22 protein-coding genes and 2 tRNA genes are annotated in these 24,289 nt (G+C 23.0%); 12 read left to right on the top strand and 12 right to left on the bottom strand.

Annotated features, from left to right (window positions below; all coding sequences use genetic code 11):
* The 5 genes from atpG to mnmA all read left to right on the top strand — a co-directional run bounded on the left by atpG (position 1) and on the right by mnmA (position 5,051).
* Positions 1-885, top strand: a complete 885-nt coding sequence (atpG, locus tag DM780_RS02660) for an ATP synthase F1 subunit gamma (RefSeq protein WP_110548879.1) — start codon at positions 1-3, stop codon at positions 883-885.
* Positions 886-972: 87 nt separating this feature from the next.
* Positions 973-1,959 (top strand): tryptophan--tRNA ligase, encoded by a 987-nt coding sequence (gene trpS, locus DM780_RS02655; protein WP_110548878.1) that lies wholly within the window; start codon positions 973-975, stop codon positions 1,957-1,959.
* Positions 1,960-2,070: 111 nt separating this feature from the next.
* The gene (locus DM780_RS02650) at positions 2,071-2,679 is read left to right on the top strand and encodes a nucleotide exchange factor GrpE (RefSeq protein ID WP_110548985.1); all 609 of its coding nucleotides are present in this window, start codon (positions 2,071-2,073) and stop codon (positions 2,677-2,679) included.
* A gap of 15 nt (positions 2,680-2,694) precedes the next feature.
* Complete coding sequence (locus DM780_RS02645) at positions 2,695-3,816, top strand: DnaJ C-terminal domain-containing protein (protein ID WP_110548877.1); 1,122 nt, start codon at positions 2,695-2,697, stop codon at positions 3,814-3,816.
* 50 nt (positions 3,817-3,866) lie between these two features.
* Positions 3,867-5,051 carry a tRNA 2-thiouridine(34) synthase MnmA gene (gene mnmA / locus DM780_RS02640; RefSeq protein ID WP_110548876.1) on the top strand — a complete coding sequence of 395 codons (1,185 nt, stop codon included), beginning with the start codon at positions 3,867-3,869 and terminating at the stop codon, positions 5,049-5,051.
* Between the two features lie 515 nt (positions 5,052-5,566).
* Here mnmA and DM780_RS02635 read toward each other — a convergent pair.
* Positions 5,567-5,655, bottom strand: a tRNA-Leu gene (locus tag DM780_RS02635).
* Positions 5,656-5,910: 255 nt separating this feature from the next.
* Between DM780_RS02635 and dapB the strand changes: the two genes are divergently transcribed.
* Together dapB and lepB are read left to right on the top strand one after the other, a co-directional pair.
* On the top strand, positions 5,911-6,615 hold the full coding sequence (dapB, locus tag DM780_RS02630; RefSeq protein WP_110548875.1) for a 4-hydroxy-tetrahydrodipicolinate reductase: 705 nt from the start codon (positions 5,911-5,913) through the stop codon (positions 6,613-6,615).
* 28 nt (positions 6,616-6,643) lie between these two features.
* A complete protein-coding gene (gene lepB / locus DM780_RS02625; RefSeq protein WP_110548874.1) occupies positions 6,644-8,158 on the top strand; it encodes a signal peptidase I in 1,515 nt (504 codons plus the stop codon).
* 26 nt (positions 8,159-8,184) lie between these two features.
* Here the strand turns inward: lepB and DM780_RS02620 are convergent, their stop codons facing one another.
* From DM780_RS02620 to mutY, 6 genes are all read right to left on the bottom strand, one after another.
* Entirely contained in the window at positions 8,185-8,880 is a 696-nt protein-coding gene (locus DM780_RS02620) for a rhomboid family intramembrane serine protease (protein WP_110548873.1), read from the bottom strand.
* Positions 8,881-10,638 (bottom strand): DNA mismatch repair endonuclease MutL, encoded by a 1,758-nt coding sequence (gene mutL, locus DM780_RS02615; protein WP_110548872.1) that lies wholly within the window; start codon positions 10,636-10,638, stop codon positions 8,881-8,883.
* Positions 10,639-10,650: 12 nt separating this feature from the next.
* On the bottom strand, positions 10,651-11,133 hold the full coding sequence (gene ribH, locus DM780_RS02610) for a 6,7-dimethyl-8-ribityllumazine synthase (protein WP_110548871.1): 483 nt from the start codon (positions 11,131-11,133) through the stop codon (positions 10,651-10,653).
* A 12-nt stretch (positions 11,134-11,145) separates the two neighbouring features.
* Entirely contained in the window at positions 11,146-11,760 is a 615-nt protein-coding gene (locus tag DM780_RS02605; RefSeq protein WP_110548870.1) for a tetratricopeptide repeat protein, read from the bottom strand.
* A gap of 102 nt (positions 11,761-11,862) precedes the next feature.
* Positions 11,863-13,182: a gliding motility-associated protein GldE gene (gene gldE / locus DM780_RS02600; RefSeq protein WP_110548869.1), complete on the bottom strand. Its 1,320-nt coding sequence runs from the start codon at positions 13,180-13,182 to the stop codon at positions 11,863-11,865.
* An 85-nt stretch (positions 13,183-13,267) separates the two neighbouring features.
* Positions 13,268-14,320, bottom strand: coding sequence for an A/G-specific adenine glycosylase (mutY, locus tag DM780_RS02595; protein WP_110548868.1), 1,053 nt, complete (start codon positions 14,318-14,320; stop codon positions 13,268-13,270).
* Between the two features lie 83 nt (positions 14,321-14,403).
* On the opposite strand from mutY, the gene DM780_RS02590 reads away from it, so the two are divergent.
* The 3 genes from DM780_RS02590 to DM780_RS02580 all read left to right on the top strand — a co-directional run bounded on the left by DM780_RS02590 (position 14,404) and on the right by DM780_RS02580 (position 16,547).
* The gene (locus DM780_RS02590) at positions 14,404-14,733 is read left to right on the top strand and encodes an HU family DNA-binding protein (protein ID WP_110548867.1); all 330 of its coding nucleotides are present in this window, start codon (positions 14,404-14,406) and stop codon (positions 14,731-14,733) included.
* A 168-nt stretch (positions 14,734-14,901) separates the two neighbouring features.
* Positions 14,902-16,437 (top strand): Rne/Rng family ribonuclease, encoded by a 1,536-nt coding sequence (locus DM780_RS02585; protein WP_110548866.1) that lies wholly within the window; start codon positions 14,902-14,904, stop codon positions 16,435-16,437.
* Between the two features lie 28 nt (positions 16,438-16,465).
* Positions 16,466-16,547: transfer RNA gene (locus DM780_RS02580), tRNA-Leu, on the top strand.
* A gap of 18 nt (positions 16,548-16,565) precedes the next feature.
* Here DM780_RS02580 and DM780_RS02575 read toward each other — a convergent pair.
* From DM780_RS02575 to fabD, 3 genes are all read right to left on the bottom strand, one after another.
* Positions 16,566-17,819, bottom strand: a complete 1,254-nt coding sequence (locus DM780_RS02575) for a citrate synthase (RefSeq protein WP_110548865.1) — start codon at positions 17,817-17,819, stop codon at positions 16,566-16,568.
* 76 nt (positions 17,820-17,895) lie between these two features.
* Positions 17,896-18,846: a GYDIA family GHMP kinase gene (locus DM780_RS02570; protein WP_110548864.1), complete on the bottom strand. Its 951-nt coding sequence runs from the start codon at positions 18,844-18,846 to the stop codon at positions 17,896-17,898.
* A complete protein-coding gene (gene fabD / locus DM780_RS02565) occupies positions 18,843-19,709 on the bottom strand; it encodes an ACP S-malonyltransferase (protein ID WP_110548863.1) in 867 nt (288 codons plus the stop codon). The genes DM780_RS02570 and fabD overlap by 4 nt, the downstream gene beginning before the upstream one ends.
* A 33-nt stretch (positions 19,710-19,742) precedes the next feature.
* On the opposite strand from fabD, the gene DM780_RS02560 reads away from it, so the two are divergent.
* The gene (locus DM780_RS02560) at positions 19,743-20,504 is read left to right on the top strand and encodes a TatD family hydrolase (protein ID WP_110548984.1); all 762 of its coding nucleotides are present in this window, start codon (positions 19,743-19,745) and stop codon (positions 20,502-20,504) included.
* A gap of 13 nt (positions 20,505-20,517) precedes the next feature.
* On the opposite strand, the gene fumC is transcribed toward DM780_RS02560, so the two are convergent.
* Complete coding sequence (fumC, locus tag DM780_RS02555; RefSeq protein ID WP_110548862.1) at positions 20,518-21,903, bottom strand: class II fumarate hydratase; 1,386 nt, start codon at positions 21,901-21,903, stop codon at positions 20,518-20,520.
* Positions 21,904-22,133: 230 nt separating this feature from the next.
* On the opposite strand from fumC, the gene DM780_RS02550 reads away from it, so the two are divergent.
* Entirely contained in the window at positions 22,134-22,418 is a 285-nt protein-coding gene (locus tag DM780_RS02550) for an FtsB family cell division protein (protein ID WP_110548983.1), read from the top strand.
* On the opposite strand, the gene mnmG is transcribed toward DM780_RS02550, so the two are convergent.
* The gene (mnmG, locus tag DM780_RS02545; RefSeq protein ID WP_110548861.1) at positions 22,415-24,289 is read right to left on the bottom strand and encodes a tRNA uridine-5-carboxymethylaminomethyl(34) synthesis enzyme MnmG; all 1,875 of its coding nucleotides are present in this window, start codon (positions 24,287-24,289) and stop codon (positions 22,415-22,417) included. The genes DM780_RS02550 and mnmG overlap by 4 nt on opposite strands.

Below are 24,289 nucleotides of genomic sequence, written 5' to 3'. Positions count from 1 at the left end.
ATGTCTAATCCCAAAGAAATAAAAAATAGAATCTTATCTATAGCTTCTATTATAAAAACTACAGAAGCCATGAAAATGATTTCTATCATAAAATTACGAAAATCAAAAGAATCTCTTATTCATTTCAAAAAATATTCAAAATATATAGAACAATTATTTCAAAATATTTTATATTCATTCCATGAAAATACAAAAATTTTAAAAAAAAATAATTATTTTTTTTCATCTAAAAAAAAAAAATTGTTTATCGTAATTACTTCTAATCGTGGATTATGTGGTTCATTTAATTCCTTAATTTTTGATAAAATTCATAAAATAATTCAAAAAAAAGATCATTCAGTAAAAAATGGAGATATTTTTTTTTCTATTGGAAAGAAAGGGTTTGATTTTTTCTTATCAAAAAAATATACTTTGTATGAATATGAATATAAAAAAAAATTTTTAAATAATTTTTCTGATATATATTTTTTTGTAAAAAAAATTATTGAAGATTTTTTATCTCAAAAAATTTCTTCTATTTATTTGATATATAATTATCTAAAAAATACTTTATTTCAAAAAGTAATTGTTGAAAAAATTCTTCCAATTTCTATTCCTACTTTTAGTAATAAAAAATTATCAGAATATGAATATTCTATTTTAGAACCATCTAATATGGTCATTTTAGATTATATGATTCCAAAACTTATTAGCGTAAAAATATTTAAAAGTTTGTTAGAATCATATACTTCAGAACATACTTCACGTATGATATCTATGCATAAAGCTACAGAAAATGCTAATGATATTAAAAGAAATCTTATGTTGAATTATAACAAAGAAAGACAAACTAATATTACTAAAGAAATACTTGAAATCATTAGTGGATTAGAAGCTTTAATCTAAAAAATAAAAAAGTAAAAATCTATATAAATGAATGATATTTCATTTAATTACATTTGTTAATATTTAATAAAATAAAATGATTTTTATATGAATAAAAATATGTTAACAGGAATTCAAAGTACGGGAATTCCTCATTTAGGAAATATTTTAGGAGTTATCATTCCATCTATAAATATAGCTAATAATTCTTCTAAATATTTTTCGTACATATTTATAGCCGATTTACATTCACTGATAGAAATGAAAAATCTAGAAACTATCCGTTATAATACCTATCAAATTACGGCAGCATGGTTAGCTTTTGGATTAAATACAGAAAAAAGTTTACTTTATAGACAATCCGACGTTTCAGAAGTTACTGAACTAGCTTGGTATTTAAATTGTTTTTTCCCCTATCAAAGACTTACATTAGCTCATTCATTCAAAAAAAAAATGAAAAATAATGAAAAAATTAATGTAGGAGTATTTTCATATCCTATTTTAATGGCAGCTGATATATTACTCTATAATGCCGAAATAATTCCTGTAGGAAAAGATCAATTACAACATGTAGAAATAGCACGTTACATAGCTAATCGTTTTAATAAAAAAATAGGAAAAAAAATATTTGTATTACCTGAAGCATTTCTTAAAAAAGAAACTATGTCAATTCCTGGTACAGATGGAAAAAAAATGAGTAAATCAAAAAGAAATTGGATTGATATATTTTCTTCAGACGAAATATTAAAAAAACAAATTATGAGTATTCATACAGATAATAAGTCTTTAAACGAAAAAAAAAATCCAGATAAAAATTATATAATGTACTTGTATAAATTATTAGCTCCTATAGATAGAGTAGAAGAAATGAGAAAAAAATATCTAAAGGGGGGATATGGATATTTAGAGGCTAAAATAGCCTTATATGAATGTATAATTCAAAAATTTTCAGTTGAAAGAAAAATTTTTTTTTCTTTAATAAAAAAAAAATATTTATTAGATCGTATTCTTGATTTAGGTGCTAAAAAAGCCAAAAATATTGCTTTTAAAAGATTGAATAATATTCGAAAAACCTTAAAATTTAATCCTTTATGAAAATTATATTGGATTTTTATAACCTGTCATAATGACATAATTATAAAATATGGCAAAAAATTTGCTTCTAAAACATAGAATTATTATATCAATATTTTTTATTTTATGAATATGAATCAAAAAAAATTAAAAAAAAAGGAAGAAATTCAGGATAATCCATTAAAGGAAGAAATTCAGGATAATCCATTAAAGGAAGAAATTCAGGATAATCCATTAAAGGAAGAAATTCAGGATAATCCATTAAAGGAAGAAATTCAGGATAATCCATTAAAGGAAATAGAAATTATAAAAGAAAAATTAGAAAAAGAAAAAGATAAATTTTTACGTATTTTTGCAGAATTTGAAAATTATAAAAAACGTATTAAAAAAGAAAGTTTAGATCTATTTAGAACTGTTCATCAACAAATTATTATAGATTTAATTCCAATTTTAGATGATTTTGAACGAGGTCTTAAAGAGCTTAAAAAGTCAAAAGATGAACTTATAATTAAAGGAATTTCTTTAATACAGGAAAAATTTATAAAAATTTTAAAACAAAAAGGATTGAATAAAATTAAAATTAAAAAAGGAGATGATTTTAATACCGATTTTCATGAAGCAATTACACAAATACCAGTTTTAACAGAAAATTTAAAAGGAAAAGTAATAGAAATTATAGAATCTGGATATATCCTACAGGAAAAAGTCATCCGACATGCTAAAGTCATTACCGGTAAATAATAAACTTTTATCTTCATAATGAAAAAAGATTATTACGAAGTATTAAATATTTCTAGAAATGCTTCTTCAGAAGAAATTAAAAAAGCTTATCGAAAATTAGCAATTAAATATCATCCAGATAAAAATCCGGATAATAAAAAAAATGCAGAAGAAAAATTTAAAGAAGCTGCGGAAGCTTATGAAATATTAGGAAATCCAGAAAAAAAACAACGTTATGATAAATTTGGACATTCCGGTATAAAAGGTAGTAGCTCTGGTAGATCAGGAATGAATATGGAAGATATTTTTACAAATTTTGGGGATATTTTTGCTGATGCATTTGGTGAAGGGTTTTCTAGTTTTGGATTTGGAAAATCTACAAGACACCAAACTATTAAGGGAAGTGATCTTAGAATCAGAGTAAAACTAACATTAGAAGAAATAGCTAATGGAATAGAAAAAAAAGTGAGAGTAAGAAGACTTAAAGTAGCTCAAGGAGTAAAATTTAAACATTGTAGTCCTTGTAAGGGTACAGGTCAAATAACACATATAGCTAATACTATTTTAGGAAGAATGCAAACAACATCTCAATGTAATAGATGTTCTGGAACTGGAAAAAATATTGAAAAAATTCCATATGGGGCAAATAAACATGGATTAATTAAAGAAGAAGAATTAGTTAATATACAAATACCAGCAGGTCTTACAGAAGGAATTCAATTAAAAGTTTCTGAAAAAGGGAATGAAGCTCCATTTAACGGAATTCCAGGAGATTTAATTGTATTAATTGAAGAAATATCTCATCCTAAATTAAAAAGAGAAGGGAATAATCTTCATTATGATTTATACATATCATTTCCAGATGCTATATTAGGATCTTCAAAAGAAGTTCCTACTATTAATGGAAAGGCTCGTATTAAAATAGATCCTGGAACACAATCCGGAAAAACTCTTAGATTAAAAAATAAGGGGTTACCTAATATTGAAGGATATGGATATGGAAGTCTTTTCATTCATGTAAATGTTTGGACTCCTAAAAAAATTAATGAAGAACAAAGAAATTTTTTCGAAAAAATGAGAAAAAATGAAAATTTTTTTCCTCATCCTGGAAATTCAGAAAAATCTTTTTTTGATCGTGTTAGAGAAATGTTTTCATAAAATAAAATATTTTATATATAATTAGTTTTTATTAAATATTCCTTTTTATTATGAAAAGAGTAGTAGTAGGTCTTTCAGGTGGTGTGGATTCTAGTGTTGCAGCTTTACTTCTTAAAAAAAAAGGTTATGAAGTAATCGGTTTATTTATGAATAATTGGGATAATTCTAATATCAATACCAATAAATGTTCTTGGGTAGAAGATAGTATTTATGCTATGTTAGTTTCTCAAAAATTGAGAATACCTTTCCAAGTAGTGGAAATGAAAAAAGAATACAAAAAATACATTATAAATTATATGTTTAACGGATATAGATATGGAATAACTCCTAATCCAGATATATTATGTAACCGAGAAATTAAATTTAATATTTTTTTAAAAAAAGCCATAGATTTAGGAGCCGATTTTATTGCTACAGGTCATTATGTTAATAAAAAAATAATTATAAAAAATAATAAAATTATCTATCGTCTTTTTATTGGAAAAGATTCTAATAAAGATCAATCATATTTTTTATGTCAATTATCGCAATATCAATTAGAAAAATCTTTATTTCCATTAGGTTCATTTACAAAAAATCAAGTACGAAAAATAGCAGAAAAAAATAAATTGTGTAATGCATCTAAAAAAGATTCTCAAGGATTATGTTTTGTTGGAAAAATTAATTTATTCCAATTTCTTCAACAAGAAATACTTCCTAAAAAAGGAGAAATCATTAATATTAATTCAAAATCCTCAATATATAATAAAAAAAAAAAATTTTTTTGTTCAAAAAAAGAAGAATTATTTTTTTTATCCAGAAAAAAAAAATATAAAAAATCGGATGGTAAATTGATTGGATATCATCAAGGAGCACCATTTTTTACAAAAGGCCAACGTAAAGGTATTTCTTTAGGAGGATATAAAAAAGCACTTTTTGTTATTGAAAAAGATATTAAAAAAAATATTGTTTATACAGGAATGGGAAGAAATCATCCTGGTCTATATAAAAAATTTTTATTTATTAAAGAAAAAGATATTCATTGGATAAGAGATGATCTTGCACTTTTAGATGGAAATAAAATGGAGGTATTTTGTAGAATTCGTTATAGACAACCATTGCAAAAAGCATTTTTATACAAAATAAAAAACGGAATGTTTATAGAGTTTGAAATAATGCAATGTGCTATAAATGAAGGACAATTTGCAGCTTGGTATATAGATAAAGAATTAATAGGATCTGGAGTTATTTCATAAAATAAAATTTATTATATAATATTAGTAAAGTAAATAAAAATTTATTCATTATAAAATTAAATTTTTCATAAAAAAATATTGACTCTTTAAACAATCCAATAAAAAAAATGAAACTATTATAGTTTTATATGGATTTTTTTTATAAAAGGATAATTTTGAAAAAATTACTGCTTGTTAAGAAAGGAATCATTTTTTTGTGTAAAAAAAGATAATAATTCAGAAAAAAAATCTAATAATTCCTAAAATTATATAACTAATTTTTTCTATATTATAGGTATTTGTAGTTGGGATAGGGAAGTAGTTATTCTTATCAGTAAGAAGAGAGATGATTTTTATTTAATATATTCTCTATATAGAATCAATGGATTTATTCTATATAGGTAGTGTATAGAATATAATATACCTACTAAAATAGATGCATAAAATAATATTATTCAACTTTTATTTTAAAGAAGTTAGGATAATAAATAAAAAACGTATTCTTTTATTTTTAAATTTTTACTATAAATACTTTGTACCCACGACTGGATTCGAACCAGCATATCCATTATTAGAGGATACCACTCCCTCAAAGTGGCGTGTTTACCGATTTCACCACGTGGGTTTTATAATGTTTTTATCCATTTTTATTTTGAATAAATAAAATAATAATTATAATATACTGATCATATTTTTTTTTACTCTTTCATACATATACTATTCACTATAATATTCAATTTTATTCTATAAAGTAATTACTTTTTTTTTTCATTTTATTTTATAATTATAAATATAATTTATTTTAATAAAATAAAATTTCAGAACTAAAGTTAATCTATCTTTGAATAATTAATTTTATATATAAAAATTTGAAAAAAATATGAATATAGCCATAATAGGATATGGAAAAATGGGGAAATCTATAGAAAAAATAGCAAAAATTAGAAATCATCAAATTTCTTTTTTTTCTAATAAAAGTCCTTATAATATTTCATTAAAAAATGTAGATGTAGCAGTAGAATTTAGTTGTCCTGATTCAGCATTTAATAATATCAAAATTTGTATAGAAAATCATATTCCTGTAGTGTGTGGAACTACAGGATGGTTAGAAAAATTTAATCTTGTTAAAGATATATGTAAAAAAAAAAATGGAACTTTTTTATATTCTTCCAATTTTAGTATAGGAATGAATATTTTTTATGAAATCAATCATAAATTATCAAAATTACTATTTCCATATTCTATAAATTATAAAATAAAAATTGAAGAAATTCATCATAAAGAAAAAATGGATCGACCTAGTGGAACTGCTCTTGTTTTAGCAAAAAATATTATTAAGAATAAAATGAAAAAAACCTGGATTTTAGATAAAAAAAAAACAAAAAATCAAATATTAATTATTTCAAAAAGATTGGATAATGAAATAGGTATACATAGAGTTTTATATCAATCTAAAATAGAAAATATAGAAATTAAACATCAAGCTAATAATAGAGAAGGATTTGCTATAGGTGCTATTATTGCTGCAGAATGGATAAAAGATAAAAGGGGGATTTTTTCTATGAAAGAAGTTTTAGGTATATAAAAATTTTATATAAATTAAGTATATTTTTATGTTTCAATATTTTCTTTTCAGTAGTATTTTTTTGTGTTTTGAACATTTTATTCATGTTTTAGGAACATGGAGACTTTATAAAAAATTAGGAATAGATTCTTATAGATTAATTATACCTATCTACAATATTATTATCCTTTTAAAAATTTATAGAAGATCTATATGGTGGTTATTTTTATTATTTATTCCACTAACAAGTATTTTTTTATTTGGAATTTTATGGATAGACTTACTTAAAAATTTTGGAAAAAATTCAAAAAAAAATATTATTTTATTTTTTTTAACTCTAGGAGGATATATTTTTTATATAAATTACTCTAAAAATATTGAATTATCAAAAATAAAAAAATCAAAAAGTGATATAGAATCTAATATTTTATTTGCTATGATTTTTTCTTTTCTTATACATACTTATATACTTCAACCTTTTGCAATCCCTACTTCTTCTATGGAAGGGACTTTACTTGTAGGTGATTTTATATTAGTAAGTAAAATTCATTATGGATTACGTATGCCAATAACTCCAATATCTATTCCATTTACTCATAACACTATTTTTGGTAAATGGAAATCTTATATTTCTATTTTTAAATGGCCTTATTTACGTTTTTCTCCAATACAACCAATTCGAAGAAACGATATTGTTGTTTTCAATTATCCTAAAGATTCTAATCATAAAGTTATAGATCGAAAAGAAAATTATATTAAACGTTGTGTTGGATTACCAGGTGATATAATTTATATAAAAAATGGAGATTTATTTGTAAACTATCAAAAAGAAAAATCTTACAAAAAAAATATTTTAGAAAAACAACATATTTATCTTATTAAAACAAAAAATATACCATTAAATATAGAATTTATTAAAGAAAATATGAATATTGAAGAGGTTGAAATGATATTAGAAAAAAATGACGAATATTTTTATCAAATAATGTTGACAGAAAAAAAAGCAATTCAAATTAAAAATCTATTTGATAACATAATTTTTATAAAAAAATATATTTTACCAATTTCTTTTCAAGAAAATTCTATATTTCCAAATAATTTTGGTTGGAATAGAGATTTTTTTGGTCCATTATTGATTCCCAAAAAAGGAGATTTAATTAAATTAAATTCAAATAATATTAACATTTATTATGATATTATTGTTTCTGAAGGAAATAATATTGAAAAAAAATATTTTTATTTTTTTATTAATAATAAAAAAAATAATTTTTATAAAATAAAAAAAAACTATTATTTCATGATGGGTGATAATAGACATAATTCTTCGGATTCTCGTTATTGGGGTTTTGTACCAGAAGATCATATAGTCGGAAAACCTATATTTATATGGATGAGTATTGACTGGGATAGAGAAAATCCTTTAAATTTTTTTAATTGGAAATTTCGTTGGAATCGTACTATGACTACGATATATGGACAAAATTCTTATTTATACTTTTTTTTTATATTTTTATTGATATATTTTTCCTATATTTTATTCTATTTTTTTTTCTATAAAAAATAGTTTATAATTTATTAAAATATGTTTTTTTATTTTCTTTTTTTTAGAAAAAAATTTCCTATAGAATAACCAGAAATAATTCCTCCAATATGAGCAAAATGTGCAACACCAGGAGAAAAGTTAAAAATAGCAGAAATAAAACTTCCAAAAATAAAAATCAAAAGAGCTTTTCGTACAGCAATTGGAAAAGGGAAAGGTAAAATAAATATTTTATGTTCTGGAAAATATCTAGCAAAAGCTCCTACTATTCCACTAACAGCTCCAGAAGCCCCCATCATAGGAGAATACATTGAACTATAAAGATTAATTCGTTGTTCTTGATTTAAATAATCAAAAATTTTTTTTGCTTGTGAAAAATCCAATGTATGAACGAAATAATATAGGATACTAGTATTAAATCCTAATTGTAATAAAGAAGCTAAAATACCAGATAAAAAATATACTATTAAAAATTTTTTGATTCCTAATAAAGTTTCCATTTGTCCTCCAAACATGAATAAGGCTAACATGTTAAAAATTATGTGTAAAAAAAGATGTTTAGAATGTACAAACATATGAGTAAAAATCTGATATAATTCAAATCGATCATCTAGAGGATGATATAAAGAAAGTAGATATTCTATTTGATATTGTGAAAAAATAAAGGTAGCTGTATATACAAGTATATTAATACTAATCAAGTGTTTTACAGCATCTGAATTGAAATTTGATGTATAAAAATTCACTTACAAAATTGTTTTTTTTAAAAAATTTTTATTAAAAATAAAAAATATAGGATCTCCTGAATACGTATAATTGATATTTTTACAAGAAAAAAAATCTCTAATTAAACATTCCATTTTATTAGAATGTAATTCTGTTCCGGATTTTACAGCTGCAGATTTAGATATAGATTGAATAAGTATTTTTTTATTATTTTTTGCTCCATTAATAAAATTATATGTTAAAATATTTTGAAAAATTTCAACTAATATATTTTGATGAATATTCTCAGGAATAGAATATAAATATACAGATTGATTCCAAAAGTATAAATGAAATCCCATTTCAATCAATTCATATTGAATATTTTTCAATGAAATAAATTCATTATTTAAAAGTTTAATTTCAATTGGAAAAAGAAATTTTTGGCTTATTAATTTTTTTTTTCTTTCCTTAAAAAAAAATTCAAATAATATGTTTTGATGAGCTCTATGTTGATCTACTAATATTATATTTTCATTATTCCATAAAAAAATTATATATTTTCCATTTATTTGAAAAGTTTTTATTTTTTTTTCATGAAATATGTAATTAGATAATTTTTTCGTAAGATTAACATCAATAAAATAATTAGATTTTTTCATTTGATGGAACCAATTATCTAATTGAGTTACTTTTTCTTTATAAGAAAATTCCTCAAAAAAAGAATCATAATGATTCATAAAAATTAATGATTCTTTTTTTGAGGAATTAAAATCTAATAATAAATCTGAATTATTTAATTCCTCTTTTTTTACTTTATATTGACAACATAAAATATTTTTGATTTCTTGTTGAATCATATTACAAATCAAATTTTCTTCTTCCAATTTTACTTCTGTTTTTGTAGGATGAATATTCCAATTCACTAAAATTGGATCTATGTAAATAAAAATAAAATAAGAAACTGTTTTTAAATTTTTTAAAAGACCTTCATAAGAATGAATAATTTTTTTATGTAAAAGGATATTATTTATACAACGTTGATTCACAAATAAAAAATGATTTCCTTTTTTTATTGAAGAATTTGGTTTACTAATAAATCCCTCTATAATAATTTTATTTTTTTTGATTAAAATAGGGAGTAATTTTTTATTTTTAATAAAAATTTCTTTTATTCTTTCTTTTAAAGAAGCTTTTTTTAAAAAATAAATAATTTTATCATTATGATAAAAACGATAAACAATATCTCTATGTGCTAAAATAATTTTATAAAATTCATTAATAATATGTTTAAATTCTATTTTTGAAGATTTTAAAAATATTCTTCTTGCAGGAAATTTATAGAAAATATTTTTTACTGAAATTCTTGTTCCCTTAAGCATGTTAATAGGAATTTGTTCTTTAATTTTTCCTTCTTCTACAAGAATGTGAATACCAATTGGATTTTTTTTATTTTTAGTTTGTATTTCCAATTGAGAAACGAAAGCAATGGAAGCTAAAGCTTCTCCACGAAATCCTTTTGTATTAATCCTAAAAATATCTTCATTGGTTCTTATTTTAGAAGTAGTATATCTTTGATAACTATTCCTAGCATCATTATAACTCATTCCTTCTCCATTATCTATTAATTGAATTAATGTTTTTCCTGAATCTCTTATAAAGATATCAATACTTTTGGATTTTGCATCTATAGAATTTTCTAAAAGTTCTTTTAATACAGAAGAAGGACGTTGTATAACTTCACCAGCCGCAATTTGATTGATTACTTTTTTAGGTAAAAATTGAATAATATCCTTCATAAAGGAACTATTTTATTCAATAGAATTTTTAAAAAAAGCCATATATAATGCAGTTTTTGCACATTCTATTCCTTTATTTCCAATTTTTCCACCTGATCGATCAAAAGATTGCTTTTTATTTTTATCAGTAAGAACACAAAATATAACAGGAACATCATATTTAATATTTATATCTTTGATACCTTGTGAAATAGCTTGACAAAGATAATCAAAATGATGAGTTTCCCCTTTTATAAGGGATCCTATAACAATAATTGAATCAAAATTATAACAAAAAGCTATTTTTTTAGCAGAATAAATAAGTTCATAACTTCCAGGAACTTCCCATGTTTTTATTTCTTCTTTTAAAATACCTGATTGAATTAAAGTTTCATAAGCACCTTTATATAATTTTTTTGTCACATCGGGATTCCATTTTGCAACAATAATGGCAAATTTTAATTTTTTATTTTTTATTTTATTTTTATCTATTTGATATGAAGAATCTATTTTCATAATCAAGAATTATTATAATTTATTTTCAATAAACATGATATATTTATCTACATTATCCTTATATAAAAAAAAAGGATATTTTTTTTCTATTTTTTTCAGAAAAAATTTAGAATCCCTATATTTTTTAATGGAAAAGTTTAATAATGCTGCTTTATAATAATAAAGAGGTGTAGTAATTTCGTTTTCTCTTATATTAGCAGCTTTTATATAATTTTTTAAAGCTTCATTATTATTTTTAATTTGTGTAAAAGCATCTCCTATTATTCCATATTTTATAGAAGATAAAAATTCATCTTTTGCATAAAAATGATTCATCATTTTTATAGATTCCTTATAATTTCCTAATTTATAATAGCATATTCCTGCATAAAATTTAGATATATTACCTGCTTTAGTTGAAGGATATTTAGTAACAATTCCATAAAATCCAAGATAAGGTATTTTAAGTTTTTTTTTATTTAATGCTTTATTTATAAATCCTTCTGAAAGATATTTTTGAGCGTAAATTAATTCTGTTAAAGCTTTTTTTTCTAATGGAAATAAAAAAAATTTTTTATATAAAAAAAATGTTACTCCTATTATTAAAATAATACTACAAAAAAAGATTATTACTTTTTTCTTTTTCATAAGATTAATCTATCTTAAAAAAAAGAAAATAAATTGTATCGTTCATTGATTATCTTATTATTATATAAATTTAATTCTATTTATCGTAATAAATAAAATAATTTAATTTTTTTTTCTTATTACTTCTATACTTTTTATTCTTTTGTTATCTATTCTTCTTATCAGAAAAGAATAATTTAAAAAATTAATTTTTTGTTTTTTTTTTGGAAATTCTTTATTTATTTCCATAATAAAACCACCTAGAGTATCTGCATCACCTTTTTTTTTCTCAAAAAAAACTTCTTCTTTTATTTTCATAATACGGTAAAAATCAATTAAAGAAGTTTTTCCATCAAATAAGTAATTATTGTGATTTAATTTAGAATAAGATAAGTTTTCTTCATCAAATTCATCAATAATATCTCCTACTATTTCTTCAATAACATCTTCAAGAGTAACTATTCCACAAGTTCCTCCATATTCATCAACAACAATTGCTAAATGTATTTTTATTTTTTTAAAATCATTTAAAAGATCATCTATTTTTTTATTTTCTGGAACAAAAAATGGAGTATGAATTAGTTGAGTCCATTCAAATTCCTTTTCATGAATAAATGGAAGAAGATCTTTAGCAAAAAGTACTCCTTCAATATCATCAATACTATCTTTATAAATCGGTATTCTAGAATATCCTTGATAACGAACTAATTCTAAAGTATTAGAAAATAATGTATTTTTATTTAAAGCAAACATATCTATTCTTGGAGTCATAATTTGATGTGTTTCCGTATTTCCAAAATCAACAATTCTTTTCAAAAATTGACATTCTTTAATATTTTTTTGATTTGAAGATGCAATTTTTAAAGCTTTTGAAAGTTGATCTACGGATATTCTATTCTTTTTTTTTTTTATTTTTTTCTCTATAAATCTAGAAACTATAATCATAATTTTACTGATAGGATCCAATATTTTACTAAGGTTAATTATTGTTTGAGACATTAAAATAGCAAAACGAAAATTATTTTTTCTAGCATATATTTTTGGAATTATTTCTCCAAATAAAAGTAAAATAAAAGTTAAAAGAATTACTTCTAATAGAAAGTTTATAGGAACTTTATAAAAAAAACTATTTTTAAAAAAATATTCTGTTATTAAGGATGAACTTAATATAACTATTCCAATATTAGAAAAATTATTAGATATCAGTATAGTAGCTAAAAGTTTTTTTTTATTTTTTAGTATTTTTAATACTTTATCTCCTCTATAAGGATTTTTTCTTATTTCCCTATCAATAGTTTTTTTTTCAAGACAAAAAAAAGCAGTTTCTGATCCAGATATAAGAGCAGAAAATAATAGTAAGATTATTATTAATAAAAAATAAAGAATTATTTGAATATATAAAGTACTTTTTAAAAAAAAATTCGTCAAAGATTCTCTTTCCAATATATTGAATTTTTTAAGTTTTAGAAAAGAAAATAATGATGATGAACAAAAAATTGAATTTTTATTTAATCAAAGATAAAAAAAACTAAATCATTTTTTTATTTTTCAAAAACAAAATAATAGGATTAGGAAAAGGGTAATTACAAATTTTTTTATATGAAATATAAAAACAATTATTTAAACTTTTTTTTATTTGAATAGATTGTATCATTTTACAATTCAAAAATTGAATAAATAAAATTTGATTAGTTATTTTATGTTTTACTTGATAAATGATATTTTCAGAAAATATTTTATATTTTTTCCAAATTTTATCCCGTATTTCTAAATGGGTTAGCCCATTTTCTGATTCTATTAAAGGAAACTCATAAAGTCCTTTCCATATATCTTTATTAGATCTCTTTTTAATAAAAAATTTTTTATTATTATTACATATAAAAATATAATAAAAAAATCTATTCTTTATAGATTTTTTTATTATATTTTTAACAGGTAATTCATATATAGTTCCATTTTTCAATGAAAAACAATCAATTTTTATAGGACATAAAAAACATTTAACCTTTTTTGGTGTACATAAAGTAGCACCTAAATCCATGATAGCTTGATTGAAAATACCAGGATTTTTCTTATCCATCATTTTTAAAATTAAAGTTCGGAATATTTTTTTCGTCAATATTGATGTAATATTATTATAAATTCCTAAATATCTAGAAAATAACCTATAAAAATTTCCATCTATAGATGGAACTACTTCATCAAAACATATAGAAGCTATTGCAGCTCCCGTATATGGTCCTATCCCTTTATATTTAATAAGATCTTTGTATTTTTTAGGAAAAAATCCAATAGATTTTTCTCTTATTTTTTTTGCAAAAGAATGTAAATTTATAGCTCTTTTATAATACCCTAATCCTTCCCATACTTTTAATACTTCTTTTTCTTCAGCTTGAGCAAGCTTTTCTAAATTTGGAAATTTTTGTATAAAATCCGAATAATATTTTAGAGTTTGAGAAACTTTTGTTTGTTGTAACATAAACTCTGAAACTAATATATAATATGGATTTTTATTTTTTCTCCAAGGAAGTTTTCTATGATTATTTTTATACCAATTTATTATTTTTTTAGAAAAATCCATGTATAATTTAATTTTAGAGCAATTTTATAAAAAATTGGTATATTTAAGAAACCGAATTTTGGATATTATTAGAAGGATTAAACATGACAAAAGCAGATATAATAACAGAAATCATATCAGAAACTGGATCTGAACGAATTGATACAAAAAAGGTTATAGAAACTTTTATGAAAAAAATAAAAGAAAGCCTTACATCTGGAGAAAATGTTTATTTAAGAGGATTTGGATCATTTATTATTAAATATAGAGCTGAAAAATTAGGCCGTCATATATCCAAGGATATATCTATTGTAATTCCTGAGCATAATATACCAGCATTTAAACCTTCAAAAGCATTTACTGAATTAGTAAAGAAAAACGTTTCTATTATTAAAAAAAATAATATGTCTAAAGATAAATCAACAACGATTTAAAATTATTATGCCAAACGGAAAAAAAAGAAAAAGACGAAAAATAGCTACCCATAAAAGAAAAAAAAGAAATAGAAAAAATAGACATAAGAAAAAAAAATAAAAATTTGATCATCTTTATCAAAAGTTAATCTATTATAATTTCTAATTTTTTTTTTCTTGTTTTTGTGTATGAATAAAGAATTAGTTATAAATGCAGAAGAACAAGAAGTTAAGATAGCTCTTTTAGAAAAAGGAAAGTTGTTGGAACTTCATCAAGAAAATTACAATAATAAAATTTCTGTAGGGGATATATACTTAGGAATAGTTAAAAAAATTTCATATGGATTAAATGCTGCTATTATTGATATAGGTTATTTAAAAGGTGCTTTTTTACATTATGATGATCTTGGTTTTCAAATCGAAAAAATGTTAGATTTAATTACCATAAATAAAAAAAAAAATTTTTTAAATAATACTTTGTTTTTAAATAATAAAGAGGATAAAAGTTCTATAGAAAAAATATTATATCTTGGACAAAATATTTTAGTTCAAATATCGAAAGAACCTATTTCGAATAAAGGACCAAAATTAACGGCAAAAATTTGTATTCCGGGAAGAAATTTAGTATTAATTCCTTTTTCGGAAAAAGTTACTATTTCTCATAAAATAAAAAATATAAAAGAAAAAAATAGATTGATTTTATACATGCAAAAAATAAAACCAAAAAAATTTGGTATAATCATTCGTACAGTAGCATGTTTTAAAATTGAACAGATTTTAAAAAAAGAACTTTTTATTTTGATAAAAAAATGGAGAAAAATATTAAATAATTTGATAAAATTACCTCCAGTTAAAGTTTTAAGTGAAAATAATAAAACTTCTTGTTTATTAAGAGATACATTTAATGATGATTTTAAATCAATTTATTGTAATAATAGTTTTCTTTGTAAAGAAATTAGTTCTTATTTATCTTTTATTGCTCCAGAAAAAAAAAGTATTATTAAATATTATAAAGGTAATATCCCCATATTTGAAAAATATGGAATTGAAAAACAAATACAAATTTTTTTAGGTAAAAATGTTCCTCTAGGAAATGGGGCTTATCTTGTAATTGAACATACTGAAGCATTACATGTCATAGATGTTAATAGTGGAATGATTAATCATATTAAAAAAAATTGTACGGAATCAGAAAGAATTGATCATGTATTGCAAGTAAATCTTTTAGCTGCAACAGAAATTGCTAGACAAATTAGATTGAGAAATATGGGAGGAATCATTGTTGTAGATTTTATAGATATGTATGACCCTTATCAAAAAAGAAGATTGTATGAACATTTAAAAGAAAAAATGAAAAACGATAAAGCTAAACACCAAATATTACCTCCAAATGAATTTGGATTAGTTCAATTCACTCGTCAGAGAGTAAGACCTGAATTAAAATATAATGAAAAATATCAAAAATCAAAATCTCCTATAATTTATATTCATAATCTAGAATTTATCTTAGAAAAAATTATGAATCATAAAGGAGAAAAGGGAATACAATTACATATACATTCTTTTGTCGCAGCTTATCTTAAAAAAGGATTTCCTTCAATTCAACAAAAATGGTTATTTAAATATAAAAAATGGATTAAAATTATTCCTAGAAATTCATTTAAATACACGGAATATAAAATTTTAAATAAAAATAAGGAAATTATATCCTCTTCATTTATTTAATAATAAAAATTTCTATTAAATTTATAATGTGGGCGTGGTGAAATTGGTAGACACGTCAGACTTAGGATCTGATGCCATTAGGTATAAGGGTTCGAATCCCTTCGCCCGCACATTATATAATAATTTTATTATATATTTCTTTTTTTATATCCTATATAAATTTGTCTAGGTCTTCCTATAGGTTCTTGATTCAATCTCATTTCTTTCCAATGTGCCATCCATCCAGGTAATCTACCTAAAGCAAACATAACCGTAAACATATCTTTTGGAATTCCTATAGCTTGATAAATAATTCCTGAATAAAAATCTATATTTGGATATAATTTTTTTTCTATAAAATATGGATCTTGAATAGCTATTTTTTCAAGTTCCTTTGCTAATTCTAAAATTGGATCATGAATTCCTAATTCACAAATAATTTTTTCGGCTATTTTTTTAACTATTTTAGCTCTAGGATCAAAATTTTTATAAATTCTATGTCCGAATCCCATCAATCGAAACGGATCTTTTTTATCTTTTGCTTTATCCACCCATTTCTTTATATTTCCACCACTTTTAAGAATATTTTCTAACATTTCTATAACTGCCTGATTAGCTCCTCCATGTAATCTTCCCCAAAGAGCGCTAATTCCAGAGGATATAGATGAAAATAATCCTACATATGCAGAACCTAATAAACGTACAGTAGTAGTAGAACAATTTTGTTCATGATCTGCATGTAATATTAAAAGTTTATCTAAAGCATCTGTAATAATTGGATTAATTTGATAACATTTCTTTGGAATAGAAAAAAACATTTTTAAAAGATTAGAAGTATAATATAAATCCTTATCGGCATAAGATGGAGGAAGACCTACTTTTTTTCTATAAGTTAAAGCTGCTAATACAGGTAGTTTTGCTAAAAGATATAAAAACATATCTTCCTCTTTTATATTAATATAATCTGTAAATGCAGTAAGAATACACGTTAAAGATGATAATATACCCATAGGATGATAAAAAACTGGAAACTTATCCAGTATTTGATATATTTTATGATTAATGGAATTGAATTCTTTTATTTTTTCAGAAAAAAATTTTAATTGTTCAGTATTAGGAAGTTCTCCATTTAATAGTAGATAACTAGTTTCTATAAATGAACATTTTTTAATAAGTTGTTCAACTGGATAACCTCTATATAATAGAATTCCTTTTTCCCCATCTATAAAACTAATAGAGCTTTTAACAATTCCTGTATTTTTTAATCCTGGATCAAATGTAATAAATCCGGTATTTTCTCTAAGTTTAGATATATTAATAGCTTTTTCTTCAAAAAAAGTTCCATAAACTATGGGAAGTTTATAATTACATCCATTAATATCAAAATTAATAATTTTGCACATAATAAATAAATTTTGAATAAAATATAAATAATTTTTACAATTTAAATATTGAAATAATAGACTTTATATTTTATGATCAAAGAATCATTTCATCAAATGAAAGAATAGTATTAAATCCTTTTTTTGAAAAATATTTTTTCATTCCCTTTCTGAAACTTATTAAAACAAAATCCCCACCCCAAGTTCCTAAACTTTTTACGATACCTAAATAATCTGGAAAATAATGTTCTTTTACAGTAGGTATATCAAGTATTCCGGATATAATCCTTTCATGTTTAAGTAATAATATTTCAAATTCTTTCAAAGTTTTACAAACTATAATTTTTTTAGTTATGGAAGAAATAGAATCAATACTTTTACTAGATATGTTTTTTTTTGAACGAAAAAATCGAATTCCTTCACAAGTATTTTTTTTTTTATTAAGATATAGAAAAAAAAGTTTTTTTTTAAATGGAGGATTAAAATTTATAGGAATAACATGAGGTTTTTTATTTTTTAATTTAAAAATTATTGGTTTTGAATTGGATACACACGCTATATCATATCCACTTCCTGGAAAATTTTTTTCTAATAACATATAAGGATCTATACTAGCCCATTTTGCTATATTATTAATTAAAGTAGAACTACTACCTAACCCCCAATTTATAGGAAATTCTAATTTCGTTTTTACATAAAAAATACCAAATGAATTTTTAAGAAAATTTTTTTTAATTTTTCTAGATTCCAACAATATATTTCTTAATCTAAAAGCTATTTTTTTTTCTGTATCATAACAAATATCTAAAGAAGGAAGTTTAAAAAATACTTCAAACCAAGGTTTATCTATATTATCAAAACTTTTCCAATGCAATCCAGAATATCCAGAACAATTTTTATCATAATATATAGTAAATGATTGTCCTTTTACGGTAGGTAAAGCTAAACCATAAGCTCCATATAAAATAAAATATTCTCCTGTTAATAACAATTTTCCATGACTATAAAAAAAATGTTCATATTGCCGCATAATACTAATAAAAATCATTTTTTATAAATTTTCTTGAAAATATTTTTCGTTATTCCTTGTAAAATATTTCCTGGACCTACTTCTATAAAGGAAACTGCTCCATTATCAATCATATTTTCTATTAATTGTTTCCATTTAACGGGAGATGTTAATTGTTCTATAAGATTTTTTTTTATATCGTTAGATTTTGTAACTGATTTAGCCGTTACATTCTGATATATTGGACATTGAGAGTCTTTAAATGAAATTTTTTCTATAAATTTTGATAATTTTTTTTTAGCTGGCTCCATAATTGGAGAATGAAAGGCTCCATGAACAGGAAGTCTTAATATTCTTTTAGCTCCTATTTTTTTTAAAGATTGACAAACTCTTTTTAAAGATTTTTCTTCTCCAGAAATTACCAATTGTCCAGGACTATTATAATTAGAAGGAACAACTATCCCATTATCTTCTTTACAAACTTTCTCTATAATTTCATCTTCTAATCCGAATATTACTGCCATTCCTCCATGTATATATTCACATATTTCTTGCATAATAGAGGCTCTTTTATCTACTAAAATTAATCCATCTTCAAAAGAAAATACATTAATAGCAGTTAAAGCAGATAATTCTCCAAGAGAATGTCCAGCTACCATATCTGGATTAAAATTATCTAAAATTTTTGCTTTTATTACTGAATATATATAAATAGCAAGTTGTGTATATTTAGTTTTTTTTAGAACCTCCATAGAACCATTAAACATAATATTTTTCATATGAAATCCTAAAATATCATCGGATAATTGAAACAATTTTTTTGCTAAATTAGAAAAATTGTATAAATCTTTTCCCATTCCCATATATTGTGCACCTTGACCAGGAAATATATAAGCTTTCATACAGACAGAAAAAATTTTTTAATGTTTATTTATATGAAAATTACTGATACACATACTCATTTATATATGAAACAATTTGATAAAGATAGAGATTTTGTCATAAAAACTGCAATTCATAACAAAATCCATAAATTGTATATTCCTTCTATAGATAGTACCACAATTCCTAAAATACTAAAATTAGAAAAAAAATATCCAAATATATGTTTTCCCATGATAGGATTACACCCTAGTAAAGTTACCCCAGAAAATTTAGAAAATGAATTAAATAGCATTAAAAAATGGTTAGATCAACATACTTTTATTTCTATAGGAGAAATTGGAATAGATTTACACTTAGAAAAAAAATTTATTCTTGAACAAAGATATGCCTTTCAAACTCAAATACAATATGCAAAAATAAAAAAATTACCTATAGTGATTCACTGTAGAAAAGCTTTTGATCCAGTTTTTGATATTTTAAAAAAAAATTATCCTGTAAAAGGAATTTTTCATTGTTTTTCTGGAAACTTAGAACAAGCAAAAAAAATTATTAATTTTGGATTAAAAATCGGAATTGGAGGTATGATTACTTTTAAAAATAATAATATTAGTTCATTTTTACATAAAATTAATTTAAAAAATATAGTATTAGAAACAGATTCTCCATTTTTATCTCCTTATCCTTTTAAAGGAAAAAGAAATGAACCGATTTACTTAAAAATAATTTTAAAAAAACTTTCAAATATTTATTCTATTTCGGAAAGAAACATAGCAAATATAACCGAAACAAACGTAAAGGAAATATTTTCCTAATTATGATAATGATTTATATCATTTTATCTGGTCTTACTAATTTATCAAATTCATCAATTGTCAAATATCCTAATCGTACCGCTTCCTCTTTTAGAGTACTATTATTTTCATAAGCTTTTTTTGAAATTTTTGCTGCTTTTTCGTATCCAATACAATTATTAAGTACTGTTATTAACATTAAAGATCTATTTAATAATTCTTTAATTTTTGTATAATTTGGGATAATTCCTTTAACACATAAATTAGAAAAAGAACTACAAGCATCAGAAATAAGTTGCGAAGATTGAAGAAAATTATAAGCCATTAATGGTTTAGAAACATTTAATTCATAATTTCCGGATGCTCCTGCTATTGAAATAGATAAATCATTTCCTATGACTTGTGTACAAACCATTATAAGAGATTCACATTGTGTTGGATTAATTTTTCCAGGCATAATAGAAGATCCAGGTTCATTTTCAGGAAGATAAATTTCTCCTATTCCGGAACGAGGTCCCGAAGATAAAAATCTAATATCATTTGCTATTTTAATCAAAGAAACCGAAATTTGTTTGAGAGAAGCATGAGATTCTACAATAGCATCATGAGATGCTATTGCTTCAAATTTATTATTTGCTACTTTAAATGGAAGTCCAGTATATTTACATATATAATCAGTTACTTTTATATCATATCCTTTAGGTGAATTTAATCCTGTCCCAACAGCTGTTCCTCCAATAGCTAATTCAGAAAGATGATCTAAAGTTTTTTTAATAGAATTTAATCCATGATCTATTTGAGAAACATAACCGGAAAATTCCTGTCCTAAAGTTATAGGAATGGCATCCATAAGATGAGTCCTCCCTATTTTAATCACATTTTTGAATAATTTTGTTTTCTTTTCCAATGTATTACGTAGAATTTCTATAGAAGGAATTGTTTTTTCTATCAATTTTTTATAGGATGCAATATTCATTGCACTTGAATAGGTATCATTAGATGATTGTGACATATTTACATCATCATTTGGATGTATAAAAGATTTACTTTTTCCAAGTTTACCTCCCATTAAAACATGTGATCGATTGGAAATTACTTCATTTATATTCATATTAGTATGTGTACCAGATCCTGTTTGCCATATAACTAAAGGAAATTGATCATCTAATTTTCCTTCTATAATTTCTTCACAAACCAAAGTAATTAAATCTCTTTTTTTTTTCGACAAAATTCCAAATTCAAAATTGGCATATGCAGCTGCTTTCTTTAAAAGAGCAAAAGAATGAATAATTTCTATCGGCATAGATCCTTCTCTTCCTATTCTAAAATTATTTCTTGATCTTTCGGTTTGAGCCCCCCAATATTTATCCATAGGAACTTTTACCATTCCTAATGTATCTTTTTCGGTTCTAAAAATCATTTTTATTTTTTTACGAAATTAATAAACTTTTTATAAAAAAAAGTATAATTTTTTTTTCAAATTTATTAATTATATTATGATAATCAAATTTATAGGATTTTTATTTTTTATACTCATCACAATATCTGGATTTTGGTGTATTTTTTTTTTATTTTTTTTGATTATATATTGGACTATAAGTATAGGAGTTAACACTATAAAAAATTGGATAAATGAAAAAAAAATACATAATGTATAAAATATTTAAAACTAAATATTTTTGGATCAGTTTATCTTTTTTTATATGGATGTTTTTTTTTGATACCAATTCTTTAATTTTACATTGGAAACTAAAAAAAACTATCAATAAAATGATATTAGATAGAGATTATTTAAAAAATAAAATTTTTTTGGAAGGTGATCATCTTAAAAAGTTAAATAATGATCCTAAATACTTGGAAAAAATAGCTAGGGAAAAATTCTATATGAAAAAAGAAGATGAAGATTTATTTATTCTATCTAAAACTGAAAATTAACGACCTATATAAACTAATAAAATACTTAAATCCGAAGGAGAAATCCCACTAATCCTTGAAGCTTGTGAAAAAGTTTCCGGACGGTGATAAGTTAATTTTTCCCTAGATTCTATAGATAAAGATTTAATTTTTTCATAATCAAAATTATGTGGAATTCGAATATTTTCAAGTTTTAACAATTTTTTAGCATTTTTTTTTTCCCGTTCAATATATCCTTTATATTTAATTTGAATAGAAACTTGCTCTAATATTTCTTGTTGATTAAGATTATTAATTTCTATCTCTTTTTTTAAAAAAGGGATAGAAATTATATCTTGTATATCGATTTCCGAACGAGATAAAATTATATCTATTTTTTTTTCCTGATATACAATAGGAGATTTTTTAATATTTAGAATTGGATTAAGTATTTTTGGAGTCAGATTAATTTTTTTAAATAAAGAAATACATTTTTCAACTTTATATTTTTTTTTTTCTACTAATTTCATTCTTTTTTCTGAAATTAATCCAATTTTATAACCCATATGGGTTAATCTTTCATCCGCATTATCTTGACGTAATAACATTCTATATTCTGCTCTTGAAGTAAACATTCTATAGGGTTCTTCTGTCCCTTTTGTAATCAAATCATCTATTAATACTCCAATATAAGCTTGGTTTCTTTTTAGAATAAATGGCTTTTTTTCATGAATTTTTAGATGAGCATTAATTCCAGCAATTAATCCTTGCGCAGCAGCTTCTTCATAACCTGTAGTACCATTAATTTGTCCCGCAAAAAAAAGATTTTTGATTAACTTACTTTCCAAAGTAAGTTTTAATTGGATTGGAGAAAAATAATCATATTCAATAGCATATCCAGGTCTTAACATTTTAACTTTTTCGAATCCTGAAATTTTTTTTAAAGCTTGGTATTGTTTTTTTTCTGGTAAAGAAGTCGAAAATCCATTTATATATACTTCTACTGTATTCCATCCCTCTGGTTCTACAAAAATATGATGTTCTTTTTTATCGGAAAATCTATAAATTTTTTCTTCTATAGAAGGACAATATCTAGGGCTAACACCTTGAATTGATCCTGTAAAAATAGGAGAATATATCAAATTTTTTTGAATAAAATCATGAATTTTTTCATTTGTATAAGAAATATAACATACACATTGTTTTTTTAATTTTATTGTTTTTGAAAAAGAAAATTTTTTAGGATTACAATCTCCCTTTTGAACTTTCATTTTTTTGTAATTCAAAGAGCGTCCATCTACTCTAGGTGAAGTACCTGTTTTCATTCTTCCATGTTTAAATCCGAAAAATTGAGTTAATTGTTCTGTTATCCCTCTAACCTCTTTTTCCGATATTCTACCTCCATTAATTTTTTTTTCACCAATATGGATTTTTCCATTTAAAAATGTTCCATTTGTAAGTATGACCGATTTTCCCATTATTTTTATTCCAAAAGAGGTGATCACTCCTTTAACTATTTTTTTTCTTACAATTAAAGAAGTAACCGTATCTTGATATAGGTCTAATTGATGATTTTTTTCTAAAAAAAATCTCCAATTATTAGAAAATAATTTTCTATCACATTGTGCTCTAGGACTCCACATAGCAGGCCCTTTAGACTTATTCAACATTCTAAATTGAATCATACTATAATCGGATATTATCCCTGAATAACCTCCTAGAGCATCTATTTCTCTTATTATTTGTCCTTTAGCTATTCCTCCTATAGCTGGATTACATGACATTTGACCAATTGTTTGTAAATTACTTGTAATTAGTAAAGTTTTTGATCCCATTTTAGAAGAGGCCGATGCTGCTTCTGCTCCTGCATGGCCTCCTCCAACAATAATAATATCATATGTATCTAAAAACAT

This window comes from Blattabacterium punctulatus, from assembly GCF_003226695.1.
In the GTDB taxonomy this organism is placed as follows: Bacteria; Bacteroidota; Bacteroidia; order Flavobacteriales; family Blattabacteriaceae; genus Blattabacterium; species Blattabacterium punctulatus.
Note: the sequence above shows the minus strand (reverse complement) of the source record. Positions and strands in the feature narration are given on the sequence as shown.